This window comes from Paenibacillus sp. M-152 (assembly GCF_003856555.1).
Taxonomy (GTDB): domain Bacteria; phylum Bacillota; class Bacilli; order Paenibacillales; family Paenibacillaceae; genus Paenibacillus; species Paenibacillus polymyxa_C.
Map to the genome: position 1 here is coordinate 5,222,501 of NZ_CP034141.1, position 17,826 is coordinate 5,240,326.

The window sequence follows — 17,826 nt, forward strand, 5'->3', positions numbered from 1 at the left end:
CAGTGACTCCCGCCAGCTCTACCGGTTCTACCCTAGCCAGTGGAGTGATCTTCCCGGTTCTTCCTACATTCCACTCGACCGAGTTAAGCACCGTAGTCGTTTCCTCTGCTTCGAACTTATATGCCACCGCCCAGCGTGGGAATTTATCGGTATATCCGAGAACCTCACGTGTGCGCATATCTGTAATTTTCAATACTGCCCCATCAATAAGATAATCCAAACCGGCACGGGATTCTTCAATCTCAATTAACTGCTCCATTACATCATCAAAATTATCAAAGTAAGTTAGGTATGGGTTTACCTTGAAATGATTTTCACGCAGGAAGGTCATCATCTCCTGGTGGCTGTTAAACTGAATACGGTCCGCATAGCCTACATTATAGAAAAATGCATTCAAACGCCGCTCTGCTGTTACTTTGGGATTCAAGTTACGCAAAGCCCCTGCTGCGGCATTTCGTGCATTTTTAAGAGGCTCTACGGCCTTCTCATTATAATTGGACAGTACGGAGAGATTCATGATCCCTTCACCCTGCACCTCAATAGTTCCATTTTGATAAGGAATTTTAAGTGGCACGGATTTAATCGTCTTTACCTGTGCCAGTATCCCCTCACCTACCACACCATTACCACGGGTAGAAGCCTGCACCAGTTGTCCATCCGTGTACGTCAGGTTCAGTGTCAGTCCATCAAATTTTAGTTCTATCGCATAGCCTGGAGATGGCAAAGGTTGCTCCGGGTTCTTGGTATTGTAATCATTGACCAGCTTCACGACACGCGCGTTCCATGCACGCAGCTGCTCCATATTCTGAGCTTTATCAAGGCTCCATAATGGAGCGAGGTGGCGATGCGGTGTGAAGCCCTTGAGTATCTCCCCGCCCACACGCTGTGTTGGCGAATCTGGCAGAACAAGACCGCTTGTTTGTTCAAGCGCTACCAGTTCGTCATAAAGCACATCATATTCTTTGTCGCTGATCTGGGGGTCATCCAATGTATAGTAGTGATAGTTATATGTGTTCAGTTCAGCAACAAGCTGCTCCATCCTGTGCATTGGGTTCATGCAGGCGTATCCCTCCGGGAACTTCATTAGGGCAGAGACCTAAGCCAAGCTGCCCTATGAGGTTCGAGATTTAATGAAATTTGAGATTTGAGATTTACTCTACTTTTGTAATCGGCGCAAATCCAGCCAACAGTCGCTTAACCCCTACCGGAGCAGGGAAAGCAATCTGAAGTTCCATATCATTGCCCGTCCCTTTTACAGCTACAATGGTTCCAATTCCCCATTTGCCATGCTGTACCTTGTCTCCGGCAGCAAAAATGGATGGACCTCCTGCCGAAGCAGTCGAAGTTGGTTTTGCGGGCGAGGAAGTGGTCACTGTTACGCGGGGCGACGCGGAGGCAGACGAGCCACTACGGCTCATCGTATCAAACGAGCGCTCTCCACCAAAGTTGCTGCCACTGCTTTTGCCCAGTCCGCGACCACCATAAGATCCTCCTACATTGCCTGAACGACGGTAGCGGTCACGCTTGATGATCGTATCTTCTTTTAACTCATCCGGAATCTCTTCGAGAAAGCGGGAAGGCGGGTTAGCTGTGGTACGTCCAAACAGAGTGCGCATCTGTGCGCATGTGAGGAACAACTGCTCCTCAGCACGGGTAATCCCGACGTACGCCAATCTGCGCTCTTCCTCCAGCTCTTCATTATCCAAAAAGGCCCTGCTGTGAGGGAATACTCCCTCCTCCATACCGACAATAAATACGATGGGAAACTCCAGTCCTTTGGCGCTATGCATGGTCATCAATACAACCGCATCGCTTTGCTCTTCTTCATCGTCATTCATAGAATCAATATCGGCAATTAGCGCAAGGTCGGTCAAGAAGGAGACGAGTGACTTGTCTTCCGCTCCTTTTTCAAATTCCATGGTTACCGACAGGAACTCATCAATATTCTCCAAACGTGAGCGTGACTCGAGTGTATTCTCGTTTTGCAGTTCTAATCGATATTGGGTGGTTTCCAGCATTTTTTCGGTCAGCTCAGTAACTGACAGATAATCCACCATCCGACTTAAACCCTCGATCATATCGTAAAACTCTACAAGCGCATTGCGCGTGCGTCCAGCAAAGCCTAAGTCATCTACCACTTGAAGTACACGGAAAATTGAAACGCCACGTTCCGCTGCAGCTGCCTGCAATTTGCCGACCGTTGTGTCGCCGATGCTTCGTTTCGGCACATTAATGATTCGGATCAAGCTGATATCGTCGTCAGGATTGGACAGTAGGCGAAGATACGCCAGTAAATCCTTAATCTCTTTACGATCATAGAACTTGATTCCGCCCACGATTTGGTAAGGAATATCCGATTTAATCAAAATTTCCTCGACTACCCGAGACTGGGCATTCGTACGGTACAAAATAGCATGATGGCTATAGGTTTTGCCCGCCTTAATATTCTTATGAATTTCTGAGGCGATAAAGTAGCCTTCGTCATGTTCGGAGTCAGCACGATAAACCTTAATCTTGGCACCGCCTTCTTTGTCGGTCCATAGTTTTTTCGGCTTACGGCCTGTATTTTGGCCAATGACTTCGTTAGCCGCATTAAGAATATTCGAAGTTGAGCGATAGTTCTGCTCCAACAAAATAGTACGTGCTTCTGGGTAATCCTCTTCAAAGTTCAAAATGTTGCTAATATCCGCCCCCCGCCACCGATAGATGGATTGGTCGCTGTCACCTACAACGCATAGCCGGTGATGCTTGTCAGCCAGCATTTTGCACAGCATGTACTGCGCACGGTTCGTATCCTGATATTCATCAACATGAATGTATTGAAATTTCTTTTGGTAGAAATCAAGCACCTCAGGCACTTCTTTAAAGAGCTGAATCGTTGCCATGATCAGATCATCAAAATCAAGAGAGTTGTTATTTTTGAGCCGTTGTTGATACTTGGTATATACCTTCGCCACAATTCCTTCAAAATAATCGCCAATCTTGCGCTCATACATTTCGGGAGTGACCAATTCATTTTTAGCCGTACTCATCATAGACTGAACCGCTTTGGGTTCAAACTTCTTAGTATCTATATTCAAGTCCTTCATGCAGCTCCGAATGACAGACAATTGATCCGTAGAATCCAAGATGCTGAAATTGGAGGTAAAGCCGATCCGCTCAATATCCCGGCGTAAAATACGCACACACATGGAGTGAAAGGTGGATACCCACACATCTCTCCCCTGCGGGCCAATTAGCTTGGATACGCGATCCTGCATTTCACGCGCGGCCTTATTCGTAAAGGTAATCGCCAAAATCCCCCATGGAGCCGTCTTGCGGGTCGCAATGAGGTAAGCTATTCGGTGCGTCAACACCCGCGTCTTACCACTGCCTGCGCCAGCCATAATCAGCAGCGGACCATCTACAGCCTCCACGGCCTGACGCTGAGGCTGATTAAGGCGCGCTACCGCCTCGTGTATATCTATTGATTGCATGCGTGCATGCTCCTTTCTCTAAGCCTTCATAAAATTCACGATCTATACTTCCAATTTCACAGCTACCGTCTCCAGCGCTTTCGCCAAATTACGATAAATAATGTTCCCTACTACAATGGTGTCACAAACAGCTGCTGCTTGTAACGCGGTAGATTTATCCACGATCCCTCCTCCGTATAGGACACGAGATCGCTCCATACCACGATGTATTTGTTGTACCAGCTCCATATCTCCAAAGACACCGCTATATTCCACATATACAATCGGTAGATTCATAAGCTTGTCAGCAATCTGTGCATATGAAGCGGCAGCAGAAGCACTCAGCGAAGTATCCGCACTGGTAAGCTTAGCGACGGTGGAATCACCGTTCAAAACAATATATCCTTCCGTCACAAGCAAATCCCAAGGGATCATATAACCAAATTGCTCAATCGCACGTTGGTGCTGGCCCATGATCCAATTACTGTCACTGGTATTCAGCACCATGGGAATCATATATAGATCAAACCCCGGCACCACAGCTTCGAGATCGGATACCTCAAGCACACATGGCACCTCATAACGCCGAACCCGTGACAGCAAATCCACCGTATTTTCATACGTTACGCCCGATGAACCGCCTACCATAATGGCGTCCGTACCAGACATACACACGGCATCAAGCGCTTCATCATTCAGTTCCTTGTCAGGATCAAGCTTAAATACATGCCTCCATGATTGAATTGAATCTGCCAACACACATTCCTCCAGCATCCATTGCTTTTATCATCATCCAGACGAGCCGAATTTTAATATCCAAAAGCGTTCTATGCTAAGTCTATGACAGTGCTTAAAAGGTGTCAATGTTCGTATCAAATGGGAACACCGAGTTCAGACAGCTTATGGTCTCAGCGCATACAACCAACTGCCTCTACTAAGTTCTTTTTCCGTTAAAACGTCTGTATAGAAACCTCTTACACCCATCTGTTCGTACTCAGTAGCATCCTTCAACTCGTTAATCGTATTTACATAGCACACTGCCCCTGCCTGACGCAAACTTTCAACTAAGGCACCACTCACGCGATTTTCCGGTAAAGTTACTGCCGTTATATCATGTTGTTGAACAAATTGAATGATCTGGTCATCCGTATCTTCTGTAGCATAGAGCGTATAAATAATGGATGTATAAGGATAGATACTCCGCAATGTTTGCAGCATTTTCTCATTATAAATTTGAGGGACAATACGAGATAAAAGTTCGGGATTTTTCTCCTGAGCCTGACGGGTCAGTTGCGCAAACAACCGTTTGATTTGGGCAGAGTCCTGCTCTTTCGTATCGGTCACAATATAGGCATCCGGGTACTTTTCCAATAAATCCAATACATCCTTCCAATCTAGTGGAGTATAGGAACCGTGTATAGGGGTGTTTTTAAATTGATGATAGCTCCAGGGCTTTCCGCCCTGCTCTGTAGCAACTGCGTATTCCTGTTGCATTTGTTTTGTAAAGGATTCTGTCCATTCATGGCGTGCCACCAAATGTTCATCCGAAGTAAACATCAGGTCGACCTCGAATACACGGCTGCCTTTTTTATAATTTTCTACAAACGCTTCACGCGCATTGGTATAAGCCAAACCATCAACAGCTCCCATGGCATGCGTAATTACGCGGTGTGTGGTAAAGCCAGTATGTTCTTCTGTAGATTGTCCTTTATAAGCCAGTAAAAATGTACCGATTAACATTAAAAGAATAACCGCAGCAATCACTCGTTTCATAGGGTGTCACATCCTTTTCGTACAGGTCAATACCCTACATACACCTACTCAAAACAGCTCTATATCAGCTGAACTAAAAAATGTACATATAAGTAGGAAAAATAGTTAAGTAGGCAAAATAGTGCTGAACTGGTGAAGCGCGTATTCATTGGCCTTATTATTGAAATCTCGGGACGTTGGCTATGGAAGTGTAATAGACACAAAAATACCCTCCGGCTAAGCCGAAGGGTGCTCTGAATTAATAAGCGTTTTTGAAGCCGTTACGGATTGTACGAAAAATAATTTTAATATCGAATAATAGCGACCAGTTCTCAATATAGAAGATGTCGTGCTTAATCCGTTCCTCAATAGATGTATCTCCACGTAAACCGTTACTCTGTGCCCAACCTGTAATTCCAGGACGAACATGATGCTTCACCATGTATTTTGGAATTTCCTCACGGAATTGATCCACATAATAGGGCCGTTCCGGACGTGGGCCAACGACACTCATATCACCTAACAGTACGTTGAAAAACTGTGGCAGCTCATCAAGACTCGTTTTACGAATAAAAGTACCAAAACGTGTGCGTCTTGGGTCATTAGCAGTCGTCCAGCCCGTATCTTCAGTTCCAGGTGGCAGTACCCTCATCGAACGAAATTTGTACATCCGGAAGGTGCGACGATTCAAGCCTACCCGCTCCTGCTTAAAAATAATGGGGCCTCTCGATGTGACCTTCACACCAATCGCCACGGCCAGCATAATCGGAGAGGTCAGAATAATGGCGAATAAAGAAAATAAAATATCAAACAGACGCTTAAACAATCGATTCCCTGCTACATCCAGTGGAATATCTCGTACATTGATCATCGGCATACCTGCAAAGTTGTCAAAGTAAGGTCGTGCCGGCAAATAATCGAAGAAATCGGGAATAATAAGCGTGCGCACTCCAGCCTTTTCACACATGTTGATAATCTTGGGATACTTATCATGAGCATCCAGCGGCAGCGCCAGAATGACCTCATCAATCATCAGGCGTGACAGCGTTGCCTCCAACTGATCTAATCCTCCAAGAATCGGGCGAAAATGAGCTTCTTCCTCTTCGTTCCAATGCCGTTTATCATCCAGAAATCCCACTACTTCATAACCTAAATCAGGATACTGTCCAAGATTATGATAAAATCGTTGGCCCAAAGAACCCGCTCCAAGTATGAGCATGAATTGCTTATTGTATCCTTTTTGACGGAGGACTTTAAGAACTTGCTTCAAAAAATATCGATAAAACAAAATAATCAGCACATTACCAACCATATAGATCGCCAGGTAGGACCGCGAGATGTCGATTTGCTTTACGAAAAACATTACACTCAACAGCACAAACAGGCCAACAATGTGAATCTGGGTAACGCGAAACACGTCATCTGCAAATCTCTTTTTGCGTTTTGGTGAATAGAGTGAGAATAACATTCCCAGCACTACGGCAATCAGACCGTATATTAAGCTCCAACCTCCATATACTTGAATAGGAAGTGGCTCTTTATAAGTGATCCATTCACTTTCAAATTTGAAAAACCAAGCGATCAGAAAGGATAACTGAATGACCGCGAAATCCGCCACAATATATAATTGGGTTAAAAAACGCTGATTTCTGCGTATCATGCTTTCACCTCAGTACGAGATTGTTCCCCGCCGTCCGGCTTAACCGGTGCAGACAACTTATTTTTAAGAAAAGCCATTCCAAACTTCACCGTAATTCCGGCATATACAGCCATGTTGGTGATCCAGCTGTATTGCTGCTTATAATGCTTACGATGAAATACCCACATAGCTCTATGAAACTCATAAATAATTTTCAAAGGGCGACGGCGAGCACTGCCTCCTTTGATATGAATAATATATGTGCGTGGGTAGTAGTAAATGCCCCAACCAGCTTGTTTAATCCGGTAACACCAGTCTATGTCCTCACCATACATAAAAAAGGTTTCGTCCAATCCGCCGACCTGGTCAATCGTCTCCCGACGCACCAGCATAAAAGCCCCAACCAGTACATCCACAGGATACTCATCATCCGGGCTTAGATGCCCAAGCTGATATTGGTTGTACTTCGGGTTATCCGGGTAACGCTTCGACCAGCCGAATGCATAGTAAAAAGAGGCGGACGGCGTTGGAAACCCTCGCTTACAAGCCTTGTCTAGCGAGCCATCCGGCAGGATGACCTTACAGCCCGATGCCCCCATCTCCGGATGCGTATCCATAAACTGAATCATTGTATCCAGCGTATACGGCTGCACCAACGTATCGGAGTTCAATAGCAATACATAACGCCCGCTAGCTACTTCCATCCCCTGATTGTTCGCCTTGGCAAACCCTGTATTATCCTTATTAGCTATCAATGTAATATCCGGGTACGCAGCACGAATAGCCTCAACAGACCCGTCACTGGAGTGATTATCGATAACAATCACTTCATATCGATACTGCGTCTTTGACGCATACACTGACTGCAAACAATCCAGCGTCAATCGACACGTATTATAGTTGACGACCAGTATGCTTACATCCATATTTAAAACGCTCCTGACAAATTCAGTAATCTATTCTACTATCGCCTATTATAGCATACCGTGCAGGCCACGGGGCGCAAAAAAGCACATAACTTGTAACCTTGCATAGTTAGTAGAATTTCACAAAATTCGATTCCAGTCGCTCCAAAGTGCAAATATAGACAAACGAAACCATTTCGATCTATATATTGTTCATTGGAAGTCGTTTATTAGATTTTTGTAAAATCCTCGGTTGAGGTCTAAATTTCATCGTGGTAAGATATACATGGAAAAAGGGCTGGTGCCAGCCAGCCCCGCGCAACCAACGCTCCAAGAGCGGACGGTTTTAGAACAATCAGGCCGAAAATAGACCCTTCCTTGCGGGGGCGGTCTATTTTCGTTTGTTAAACTCTAACAGTGTGACGATTAACGCCCCGAACGTCAGCATTAAACTGAGCGCCTCAAACACTGTCACAGGCTTCACCCCCCTCCTCGGGAGAGTTAGCCGACCGCCCTTGCCAGCTCTATCGGTTGCACGTTTCAATTATACTATATATTTCCAAAAAGGAACACGCATTCGATGGGTTTTAGAGGAATATTCTAAGAATTAAGACGGGAATTTATTATATGAAGACAGCTTTTATTATAATAGCTCGTGTGTTAGACCCTAGAGCATCTCTTAAGGAATACAAAGAACCCTGAATAAAGGTAGAATGAGGATTATATATACTACGGGCAAACCGTTACATTTTGTGTTACTAGCGGCCAAAATCATGTTTGTAATCTGATACGAGATGGCTAAAAGCAAAAAGGCTGGCCAGAATCACCTGTTTAACGTATCAAAAATAGAACACGATCTTAAATCCATTTCATAAAAAAATTCAATCCAACCGAAGTAATCTTGGTAAGACTCAGTATAATTTTGACTAGTAGCCTCTGAGCACCGTGATGGAATGTTTCTTTACAAAATTAAACATGATCGTCGAAAGACTGCACCGTATAAAAACTTAGCATGTACGCCTAAAACTTTTTTGATGTTAGCTTCGATCATGGTTTAGGTGGTTCTAGTTTGAAGACAAGTTACCTTCATGTATTTAAATTTATTTGTAATAAGCTTACACCTAACAATAGGGTGTAGAAAGCTCATTATAAAATGTACTACAATCAAAAAATGAACCCCTAAGAGAAATTACTTCGTCGCTATTCTATTCTTAATGGCTTAAAGGCTGAATTATAGAAAAATAATCAATACTGCTCAGTAATACGTTAATAGGAGCGGATTGCCGATGTGGACCTCGTTAAGCGGTAAGCCACTTTGATCATATGCATGTTCAAAGTGGCTTTACCGTTGGAAGAACCATGGAAGCTAACTCATATTTCGTTTGATCATCAGGATCCGGTTTAACCCCCGAATAACGGATACTGCACCTCTTATTCGATGGATTTTCTAGAAGTACTTGAATTTGCTCCGAAATTCGTCGTTTCATTGTCTACACCTTGATTTGTATCGGCTTGGCAGTGCCGTGTTTTATTGCATTCATGTACTCATAGGGCGACATATCATAGATGCTGCCATGCATACGATCATGGTTATAGTTAGTTATGGATAAAGGCCGTGACTACTTCATACACCTGTTGGTAGCTCTCAAATTCATATCGCTGGCAGCACTCCAAAATCGCGTGGAACGACTCGATATGAGCGTTCTTATTGGACGTCTTTGATGGGATGCGCTCATGAATCATTTTGAAATGCTCACAGGCATCTGCCAACCGATGACTGATGAACTGTGGTCCATTGTCGGAACGGAGCACAGGCCGAAGGGTATTGTCAAGGAGTCGGCGCTTCATTAGCACCTCCTGTGTGATCTGAACAAGATCCTTAGCTTTACAGGACAAGCCGAGTTGGTACGTCACAACAGCTCGGTCAAACACGTCGATAATGATCATGAGAAAGGAGAACTGCCGTTCGCCAGCAATCCATCCGTACTCCACATCCGTTTCCTACACTTCATTGGAGCCCGTAATGATTCGGTTAGTCGCCAGCTCTCCGGGTGTTTGATCTTTAAGCTGCCGTTGCATAGGTAGTAGACTTTAGTGTGGGTTCGTTTTTTTTAACAAGTCACGGAGGATTTCCCTCTCTAGCGCCTGCTCGGCGTAAAGCTGTTCCAACTTCTCGTGTTCCTTCTCCATAGCTGCATAATCGGATGCAGATAGAATGAAAGCTGGCTGCTTCATTGCACAGTCATCCAATTGATCAAGATCTTTACACCTAAGCCGTTTTCTCCCATCTCAGAAGCATCTTCGGACCGAGATCATACTGCCCAGCAAGTGCTGTCATTTTACCCTCTCTTTGCCCTCGGGTTCAACCATCTTCTTAAAATTCAGATCGTATCGTTTCCTCTCCATTGCTATCCCCTCCGATTGATTGTATTGTATCGGAACAAGTGGTATGCTGTCCAAGTTCATTTGCGGGCTAAATAGGACCAAGCTTGGCACTTGCACCTGGACTTTGAGCGAGGAGCTGTATTTGCATGTCCCTTGTATGGCACCGAATGCAGGGCCTATGACAGCGATATGAAGCACTGGCCGCATTGGGACTTCTGGGAGTGTAAAACCTTCATACATGCCAGAATGCCACGGGTGAATTGTACCTCGTGCAACAAAGTGACCCAAGTGTACCAGACCCCTCTTGCATTTTACGTTGTTGTTTAAAACCCGGGCTATGTGCTTGATGGCAGAAATGCTGGTAAACATTGCTGCCCGTGAACTAGGGGAACACGATACCCGCATTGGAGAATTTTCCACTATTACGTGATAAAGCCATGTCAGAGCTGATGTTTCGACCGAAGACGCATCGCCATCGATAAACCTCCTCCAGGCGTGGTCACCGCTACATCAAGCCTGTTTATGTTAACGGAACCTTAGGCCGGATGACGTCATGAGAAGTCAGCAAGAGACGAACCCAAATCGACGGGCGATACAAAACCAAAATTTTCCTTGAGTGGTCCGAGGTTAGCATGGATGCACCCCACCTAGAAGCTCGGGATCACAACCAGCAAAGAAGGGAACGGAAACCGACGCACTGCCTACGTAGCTTCCAAAATCGAGATCCCAATATTAACCTCGCATTTTAGGAAAACAAATTAAAATACATTCACCTAATTATAGGTAATAAAAGGTGTAATATTTACTGAATGTAGTTGACCGATTTCTCTTTATCCTATATTTTCAGATACAGGGGGAGAAACTATGAGACAAAAATGGATTGATATTGTAAGAAGTATTTTAATTATTCTAGTGGTATTCGGGCATTCAGCATTCATACAGTATTACTCAAACTGGCATGCAGTTATCTATTGGTTTCATATGCCAGCATTTTTCTTTCTTAGCGGATATGTATTTAAACCTAAGGAAAGTTATACTCGGCAAGCTAAACTCATTACCAAAAGATTGCTTATCCCGTATGTTATTATTGTTGTAGTGATAACATTTTATCGGTATATGCTTACGCCGATGTCCCCGGATATTTGGGATGAACTCTGGAATATCGTTTTGGGTGGCAGATTTATCGATGGTTTTTATGCTCCAGTATGGTTTATTACTTGCCTATGGGCTACACAATTGATCTATACTGCTGTGCTAAAGTTACCTAAGGGTTATATGTGGTTATTAATCCTAGTTATGTTTACGACAGCACATTTCCAACCAAGTTCATGGAAGTTACCTGGAAGTATTGACCTTAGTTTATATGCAATTCTATTTTATGCATTAGGACACCAGATAAAATGGATTGTTAACTGGTATTGTTGCACACTGGGAGCATTATCCTTCTTGTTTTTCTACTATTTAGCTAGACAACAATCAATTTCTTTTGCACTTGATATGAAGCAGCATGTATTGAATGGTAAGTTTGATTTACTTATTCCATTAAGCGGAATACTAATGATTATTGGAATAGGAAAAGTTCTTGAAAGAATCACCTTCGGCGATATATTTGTTCCAATTGGTAAAGAAAGTTTAATCATTATGTACCTACACTTAATAACTGCACTGGAGTTATATCGATTGGGTGCATACACTAATATTTTTTTGTTTGTATTCCTTGGAATTGGTTTACCTATGATTATAAACTCTATTATGCAATTTACCATTAGGGCGATAATGATCATAAAAAAAACAGCGCTCGCAAATTTCTAAAAACACTTTAAGGTTGGATGACCAAAGATTTATCTAATTCAATTTCTTGTTGGACAGTCAAAAGTCCCCATCCTTAAAAGCCAGAGAATCACCACGAGTTCATACAGTTTAGAGCAAATAATCGTGTCATGGAAAACGCGGACTACAAGCAAACAGGTAGAAAAATAGATTTGCGTAAGCCATCACCGTGGCTTCGGGTGCAATAACTTTGGACGGCGTTCGTAGTAGTGGAAGAATAGACTCGGAACATGGTGGAGTAGCGTACCGCGATCAATTGCAACAGACTCATGGCAATGCACTATACATGACATACCCCTCGATGCCTGTCTTAACCCATTCGCAGAATGTTCACCTTGTCTTTCTCATCGGTGACGCGCTAAAGCGGATGGACTTCTCCCTTCTTCAAGTATCGGTTCAATTTCGGCATGGATTTGCTCCAGAAATGGTAGCTGAACCCGCTAATGGCCTGCTTCTTTTCGCGAAAGATGTGCTCGATCTTGAAACGCTACCGTACAAGTTGATGATGTCCGCCGGTGTAAGCTTCAGATTAATATTCTCCAATATGGACAACTGCCCTGGTACTGAACCAGAACAAAGCGCAGCTCCTTGTATAGCCCTTATCCCCACAGAAGATCCAGAGAGTAATCGCTCACCGTTTCTTCCTTGCCGTACATCTTCATCGTGGCAGATTGAAACGCAGTTATAGGAGTGTGGAACATAGTCTTCAGCTTAAGTACAGCGTCCTTTTTCCGAGGTCTCTGAATAACTTATAGTTCCGAATTATTATCTTTAGCAACATTCAAAAAAGACGAAGCCCTTCTAATTATTAGGAAGAAAGCATCGTCTTTTTTTGGATATGACGGGTCTCGATTCCCTATAAAACTAATCTGTGAGTTTTAAAATTCGCTTTAAACTCACTGCAAACTTCACCATGGCTCCTTGGCCTTCCATATCTAGGGGCCCATTGGATGACGCTACAACATATCCATGCCTGTGTTTTAATTCGCTGTTTTGAGCTTCAATTTTGTATCGCTCTTTCGATCTCTTTTTGAAGAACTCCCCTTCTTGGAAATCGCTTACTCTGTATGTTTCGTAGATCTAATACTCGCCGCACAACTATTAACTTTCAACCCCTTTTTATAACAGACACCTTTCAATGGACATCTTTTGCATTTCTCAATATCAAAGTAGTACATATCCGTTTGGTTTGTGCCTACACATTTCTTTCCTTTCCGAGCCTTACGAATCGCCAGAGACCTGCCTTACAGACATATATGCCTGCTTCTTTATTAAACTCAAATCCGTCTTCTTTTCTTCGGGCCCCTTGATTAACCATTGGATTTAGCTTATCAACTAAATGAACTTCGTTCTTTTTACTGTACAGTAGATTGTCTTTTCTAAAAGAGCGGTATCCCAAATGACTATCAAATTTCAGCATGATTTTTTTCAATAAGAGACTGTAGTTCCTCCCCATCATTTTTCACCAGTCGTTATTATAACTGCTGTAATAATCGTTCTTCCGAGATTTTCAAATGCTCCATGAGAATGCCTACCGCGCCAAAGAGATGCCCGAAGAGTTAATCGGATTTAGAAGAGTTTTCCGATTCCTGTGCAAATTCTTGCCTTCAGGCATACGGCGGGCCTGTTTGACCCAGTCACCGATGAGTACACTGCTCCTTGCTCATAGTGGAGGGAAGCCCAATCGCCTGATAATCTGAATCCAGGTCTTCCGAAGGGGCTTCAGCGACATGCGAAGGAACGAAAAGAATGGTTTAGCATTTCGTAGCAAACTGGGTGCAGCAAGAGATTTCGGATGATAGAAGTCGTTCCCAACTAGTCGGAACGCAGCATCTTGCACACGATGATGACAATAAACCACTGAAAAGAAGCCTCTTGGGAAAAGTAGGAACGAAATACACGCAACCAGAATCCAACTATTTGAGTTTATGGTAGGTTAACTTCTGTAACTCTTTAAGCGATTGTCTCCTTGGTATGAGAACCAAAGGATGCCTTGCAATTGCTTTGAAAGAGATACTTTTATTAGGAACTTTTCAGCGTCCAGGATCGAAGTAATCACTACTTTCGCCGTAAATTATCTCTAACTCTATATCTGCTGGTCGATCCGGCCACCAATACTTGAGAATTTCCTTTGTTACTTACCAGAGGAACAAATCCAAATTAAGTACAGAATAATATTTGCGGGGAGTAGTGACTTTATAATTTACCCAATATGAAAACTAATTTATATATGAGGTTGTCCAGCAGCGACTGTCTATAAAAAGGCGATCGGAAAATATATTGCACACGAGTAAACAAGCCGCTCTGATAATTCTGCAGAAAGCAGTCGAGGTCTGTATATAACTGGCGAGGCAAGTCTTGTCCATATAATTGAATAAACTGCCGAGCTTGCTTACTTAAAATGTAGCGGTTTTTACCTTTAACAAACCTACTTAACCTTTTCTTCCATTTGCTTACCCAACCATCCGTCGAACCTCCAAGCACATTGTTTTGATGCTGACGATATAGAATAGAAGGTTTAGGATCGAAAACAACCTCTCCGAAAGAGGATACACATAAATAAATCCACCAGTCATGCATAATAATGTTTTTCAAAGAAGCTGGTATTCTCTTTTTCACAAGCTGAAGTGTTTCTTTATTGATCACCATGGTACAGCCTACACATACATTTTCAATGAGAGCATTATAAAAGGATAAAGGTCGGGCTAGATCTGCTGGCCATACCTTGAGAGGTTCCAAAGTTTGAGAGACCATTTGCGTAGCAGAACAATACATCAGCGGTTGCTCCCCATCCTTTTCCTTAAGTAAAGTTATAGCCTGACTAAGCTTATTCGGCATCCACACATCATCTTGATCGCAAAAGGCGTAAAATTTGAAATTCTCAGAGGTTTTTTGTATCAGATCAAAAAAGCTCGCAATAACCCCTACATTGCTCTCAGGGTATAAAATAATCTGTTGAGGATAACGCTGCTTCAATGCATTCAGCTTGGCAACCGTGTCATCTGTTGAGCCATCATCACGAATTATAATCTGAATATTTACGTCTTTCTGATTTATCAGGCTTTCTACTTGCTCATCTAAATAGGCTGCTCCATTATATGTAGATAACAAAATTTGCACATTGGGCCTTTTCAGAATGATACCCTCCTTATAGCTCCATATATGGCGAACTGTATACATTATAATACTCATTGGGCTTGACCGACATATGTCTTCACATCATAAAATCTCCCAATCATAACATGATGGGAGATCAATGTAAATATATTCCATCTCTACTTGCTTGGACTTTCCACAAACTCTTTCAGAAAATCCTGCAGCCCTTCACGCCAATTGCGCAAATCATTCAACCCATTTGTTCGGATCGCAATATGCTCCATAACCGAATTACGCGGGCGTGCTGCGGGTCTGGGGAATTGTTCCGTACTACATGGGTCCAGTTTCGCTGTAATCTTGACACCTAATATTTCTGCCGCATCCTGAAAAATTGCTTGCGTAAACTCATACCAGGTGCAAGAATCACTATTGGATGCATGATATACGCCATACTTCTCAGTTTGAACCAATACTGCCAAAAAGCGAGCCAAGTCCACAGTATAGGTAGGTGAGCCTTTCTGGTCGTTCACGACCTGAAGGTGCGGCTTTTCCTGCCCAAGCTTCAGCATCGTTTTAACAAAATTGTTCCCGTGTAATCCATACACCCAAGATGTGCGAACAATAAAGTACCTAGAGGAAAGTGTTTGGGTCAATACCTCTCCCGCCCGTTTGGACTTTCCGTAGATACTCTGCGGATTGGTATTATCATACTCATGATATGGCTGCTTCGCTGTTCCATCGAAGACATAATCCGTGCTGATATATACCAGCTTGGCTCCGGCTTTCTCCGCGGCCAGTGCCATATTGCGTGTCCCCGCAGCATTGACCTGATAAGCTCCGTCAATGTCGGACTCGGCTGCATCCACTGCCGTATATGCTGCACAATGGATGACAGCGTCAGGTTGATACTGTCCCACGATCTTTACTGCTTGCTCCAAATTCGTTATATCCAGCTGTCCCCGATCGCATCCAAGAACATCATGTCCTTGTCCCTGAAAAACGTTAACTACATCTTTGCCAAGTTGACCGGATGCTCCAGTAACCAGTACCTTCATCTTACACATCCCCTAAGTGGGAACCGTACTGCTTAGCATAATATTGCTGGTAATCGCCTGATTGAATACGAGTCCACCAATCTTTGTTATCCAAGTACCAACGGATTGTTTCTTTAATGCCCGTTTCAAAAGAATGCTTTGGCTTCCAGCCCAGCTCATTCATAGTCTTCGTTGGATCAATGCCATAACGGCGGTCATGACCTGGCCGATCCTGTACATACGAAATTAGAGATTCGGGCTTGCCCAGCTCCTCCAATACCGTTTTGACGATGTGTACATTTGTCCGCTCGTTATTTCCACCGATATTGTATACTTCACCAAGCTTACCCTGATGAATGACCAGATCAATTGCACTGCAATGATCCTCTACATACAACCAATCGCGAATGTTCAAACCATCCCCGTACACAGGCAGCTGCTGGTCATTCAGCGCACGTGAGATCATCAGCGGAATCAGCTTTTCCGGAAACTGATATGGGCCATAGTTGTTGGAACAACGTGTGATATTCACTGGTAGACCAAAGGTCTCGTGATATGCACGAACCAATAAATCGCCGCCTGCCTTTGACGCAGAGTATGGGCTATTGGGCTGGAGTGGAGTTTCCTCCGTAAACAAGCCTGTTTCACCCAGAGTGCCATACACCTCGTCTGTTGATACCTGTACAAACTTGGTTATTTTGTACTTTTTTGCAGCGTCCAGTAGTACCTGCGTACCCAATACGTTTGTTTTTACAAACACTTCGGGTTCCAAAATGCTCCGATCTACATGCGATTCAGCCGCAAAGTTCACCACTACATCAATTCCCTGCTGCATCAGCTGGTCAATTGTTTGTGTGTCGGTAATATCCACTTTGACAAAGCTATGTTTAGGGTGATTTTCGATGGATTTCAAATTCTCCAGATTGCCTGCATACGTGAGTGCATCCACATTCACAATTTCGTAATCTGGGTGTTGCTTTAACATGTATAATACAAAGTTGCTGCCAATAAATCCGGCCCCGCCGGTGACAAGAAGTTTCATACAGTCCTCCTAAATCATGCTCTAATACATATAAGATATGCTTTATTGAACTAATAAGAAACAAAAATGGTTTTTTATTAGTTTAACTGTGTATATAGCTGAGGTTAAATCCTCTAATCAAAATTAATGTCTGCATCAGCCAGTACCGGATGCTTCTGATCCTTCTCTGAAAGAATAGCATGAGAAGTCGGCCAGTCAATCCCTAGTGCAGGATCATTCCACAGAATTCCACGATCATTTTCAGGTGAATAATATTCGTCTACCTTATACAGTACCTGGGTATTGGGAACAAGCGTACAGAATCCATGAGCAAAACCTTTAGGCACCAGTAACTGACGTCTATTATGCTCGCTTAAAATCACCCCAACCCATTGACCGAATGTTGGAGAACTTTTACGAATATCTAAAATAATATCGTAGATGGCTCCTGAAATCACACGAATAAGTTTTGTCTGCGCTTTTGGATTAAGCTGGTAATGCAATCCGCGAATCACACCAGTTTCTACAGATAAGGACTGATTATCCTGAATAAAAGCATGATTAATACCATTATCTTTCATGACCTGCTCATTGTAACTTTCCATAAAGAAACCACGGTGATCACCATGAACCACGGGTTCAATGATTTTGGCTCCTTTTAGTTTCAGAGGAATTACTTTCATGAATATGTATCCTCCCTTCAATTATA

Annotated in this window: 14 protein-coding genes and 1 pseudogene (1 of these 15 running past the window's edge); 1 reads left to right on the forward strand and 14 read right to left on the reverse strand. The window is 43.4% G+C overall.

Going from position 1 to position 17,826, the window contains the following annotated elements:
- From ligA to EGM68_RS25835, 9 genes are all read right to left on the reverse strand, one after another.
- Nucleotides 1-1,057 carry the 5' portion of an NAD-dependent DNA ligase LigA gene (gene ligA, locus EGM68_RS22955; protein ID WP_129550062.1) on the reverse strand. The gene continues 959 nt to the left of window position 1, outside the view, so only the first 1,057 of its 2,016 coding nucleotides appear in the window; its start codon is at nt 1,055-1,057; its stop codon lies off the left edge, out of view.
- A gap of 94 nt (nt 1,058-1,151) precedes the next feature.
- The gene (pcrA, locus tag EGM68_RS22960; protein WP_129550063.1) at nt 1,152-3,476 is read right to left on the reverse strand and encodes a DNA helicase PcrA; all 2,325 of its coding nucleotides are present in this window, start codon (nt 3,474-3,476) and stop codon (nt 1,152-1,154) included.
- A 42-nt stretch (nt 3,477-3,518) separates the two neighbouring features.
- Complete coding sequence (gene pcrB, locus EGM68_RS22965; protein WP_481854789.1) at nt 3,519-4,211, reverse strand: heptaprenylglyceryl phosphate synthase; 693 nt, start codon at nt 4,209-4,211, stop codon at nt 3,519-3,521.
- 144 nt (nt 4,212-4,355) lie between these two features.
- On the reverse strand, nt 4,356-5,228 hold the full coding sequence (locus EGM68_RS22970) for a phosphatidylinositol-specific phospholipase C/glycerophosphodiester phosphodiesterase family protein (protein WP_129550065.1): 873 nt from the start codon (nt 5,226-5,228) through the stop codon (nt 4,356-4,358).
- 238 nt (nt 5,229-5,466) lie between these two features.
- Entirely contained in the window at nt 5,467-6,867 is a 1,401-nt protein-coding gene (locus EGM68_RS22975; RefSeq protein WP_129550066.1) for an undecaprenyl-phosphate glucose phosphotransferase, read from the reverse strand.
- A complete protein-coding gene (locus EGM68_RS22980; protein ID WP_129550067.1) occupies nt 6,864-7,772 on the reverse strand; it encodes a glycosyltransferase family 2 protein in 909 nt (302 codons plus the stop codon). The genes EGM68_RS22975 and EGM68_RS22980 overlap by 4 nt, the downstream gene beginning before the upstream one ends.
- Before the next feature lie 370 nt (nt 7,773-8,142).
- On the reverse strand, nt 8,143-8,235 hold the full coding sequence (locus EGM68_RS26595) for a putative holin-like toxin (RefSeq protein WP_219727884.1): 93 nt from the start codon (nt 8,233-8,235) through the stop codon (nt 8,143-8,145).
- Between the two features lie 1,112 nt (nt 8,236-9,347).
- Nucleotides 9,348-9,743, reverse strand: a complete 396-nt coding sequence (locus EGM68_RS22985; RefSeq protein ID WP_129550068.1) for a DDE-type integrase/transposase/recombinase — start codon at nt 9,741-9,743, stop codon at nt 9,348-9,350.
- A gap of 99 nt (nt 9,744-9,842) precedes the next feature.
- Nucleotides 9,843-9,986, reverse strand: a complete 144-nt coding sequence (locus EGM68_RS25835; RefSeq protein WP_165264075.1) for a hypothetical protein — start codon at nt 9,984-9,986, stop codon at nt 9,843-9,845.
- 1,014 nt (nt 9,987-11,000) lie between these two features.
- Between EGM68_RS25835 and EGM68_RS22990 the strand changes: the two genes are divergently transcribed.
- A complete protein-coding gene (locus tag EGM68_RS22990; RefSeq protein ID WP_129550069.1) occupies nt 11,001-11,948 on the forward strand; it encodes an acyltransferase family protein in 948 nt (315 codons plus the stop codon).
- Nucleotides 11,949-12,830: 882 nt separating this feature from the next.
- Here the strand turns inward: EGM68_RS22990 and EGM68_RS26285 are convergent.
- The 5 genes and pseudogenes from EGM68_RS26285 to rfbC all read right to left on the reverse strand — a co-directional run.
- Nucleotides 12,831-13,483, reverse strand: a pseudogene (locus EGM68_RS26285) (transposase); the annotation flags it as partial.
- A 679-nt stretch (nt 13,484-14,162) separates the two neighbouring features.
- Nucleotides 14,163-15,146, reverse strand: coding sequence for a glycosyltransferase family 2 protein (locus EGM68_RS22995; protein WP_129550070.1), 984 nt, complete (start codon nt 15,144-15,146; stop codon nt 14,163-14,165).
- A gap of 95 nt (nt 15,147-15,241) precedes the next feature.
- Entirely contained in the window at nt 15,242-16,117 is an 876-nt protein-coding gene (gene rfbD, locus EGM68_RS23000; protein ID WP_129550071.1) for a dTDP-4-dehydrorhamnose reductase, read from the reverse strand.
- Nucleotide 16,118: 1 nt separating this feature from the next.
- A complete protein-coding gene (rfbB, locus tag EGM68_RS23005) occupies nt 16,119-17,138 on the reverse strand; it encodes a dTDP-glucose 4,6-dehydratase (RefSeq protein WP_129550072.1) in 1,020 nt (339 codons plus the stop codon).
- A 113-nt stretch (nt 17,139-17,251) separates the two neighbouring features.
- A complete protein-coding gene (gene rfbC, locus EGM68_RS23010; RefSeq protein ID WP_129550073.1) occupies nt 17,252-17,800 on the reverse strand; it encodes a dTDP-4-dehydrorhamnose 3,5-epimerase in 549 nt (182 codons plus the stop codon).
- Between the last annotated feature and the right edge of the window lie 26 nt (nt 17,801-17,826).

Excerpts from the sequence above, each read along its gene's own strand:
- pcrA (WP_129550063.1), bottom strand. The coding sequence starts at position 3,476 with ATGCAATCAATAGATATACACGAGGCGGTAGCGCGCCTTAATCAGCCT.
- EGM68_RS22970 (WP_129550065.1), bottom strand. The coding sequence starts at position 5,228 with ATGAAACGAGTGATTGCTGCGGTTATTCTTTTAATGTTAATCGGTACA.
- EGM68_RS22975 (WP_129550066.1), bottom strand. The coding sequence starts at position 6,867 with ATGATACGCAGAAATCAGCGTTTTTTAACCCAATTATATATTGTGGCG.
- EGM68_RS22980 (WP_129550067.1), bottom strand. The coding sequence starts at position 7,772 with ATGGATGTAAGCATACTGGTCGTCAACTATAATACGTGTCGATTGACG.
- EGM68_RS25835 (WP_165264075.1), bottom strand. The coding sequence starts at position 9,986 with ATGAAGCAGCCAGCTTTCATTCTATCTGCATCCGATTATGCAGCTATG.
- EGM68_RS22990 (WP_129550069.1), top strand. The coding sequence starts at position 11,001 with ATGAGACAAAAATGGATTGATATTGTAAGAAGTATTTTAATTATTCTA.
- EGM68_RS22995 (WP_129550070.1), bottom strand. The coding sequence starts at position 15,146 with ATGTATACAGTTCGCCATATATGGAGCTATAAGGAGGGTATCATTCTG.
- rfbD (WP_129550071.1), bottom strand. The coding sequence starts at position 16,117 with ATGAAGGTACTGGTTACTGGAGCATCCGGTCAACTTGGCAAAGATGTA.
- rfbB (WP_129550072.1), bottom strand. The coding sequence starts at position 17,138 with ATGAAACTTCTTGTCACCGGCGGGGCCGGATTTATTGGCAGCAACTTT.
- rfbC (WP_129550073.1), bottom strand. The coding sequence starts at position 17,800 with ATGAAAGTAATTCCTCTGAAACTAAAAGGAGCCAAAATCATTGAACCC.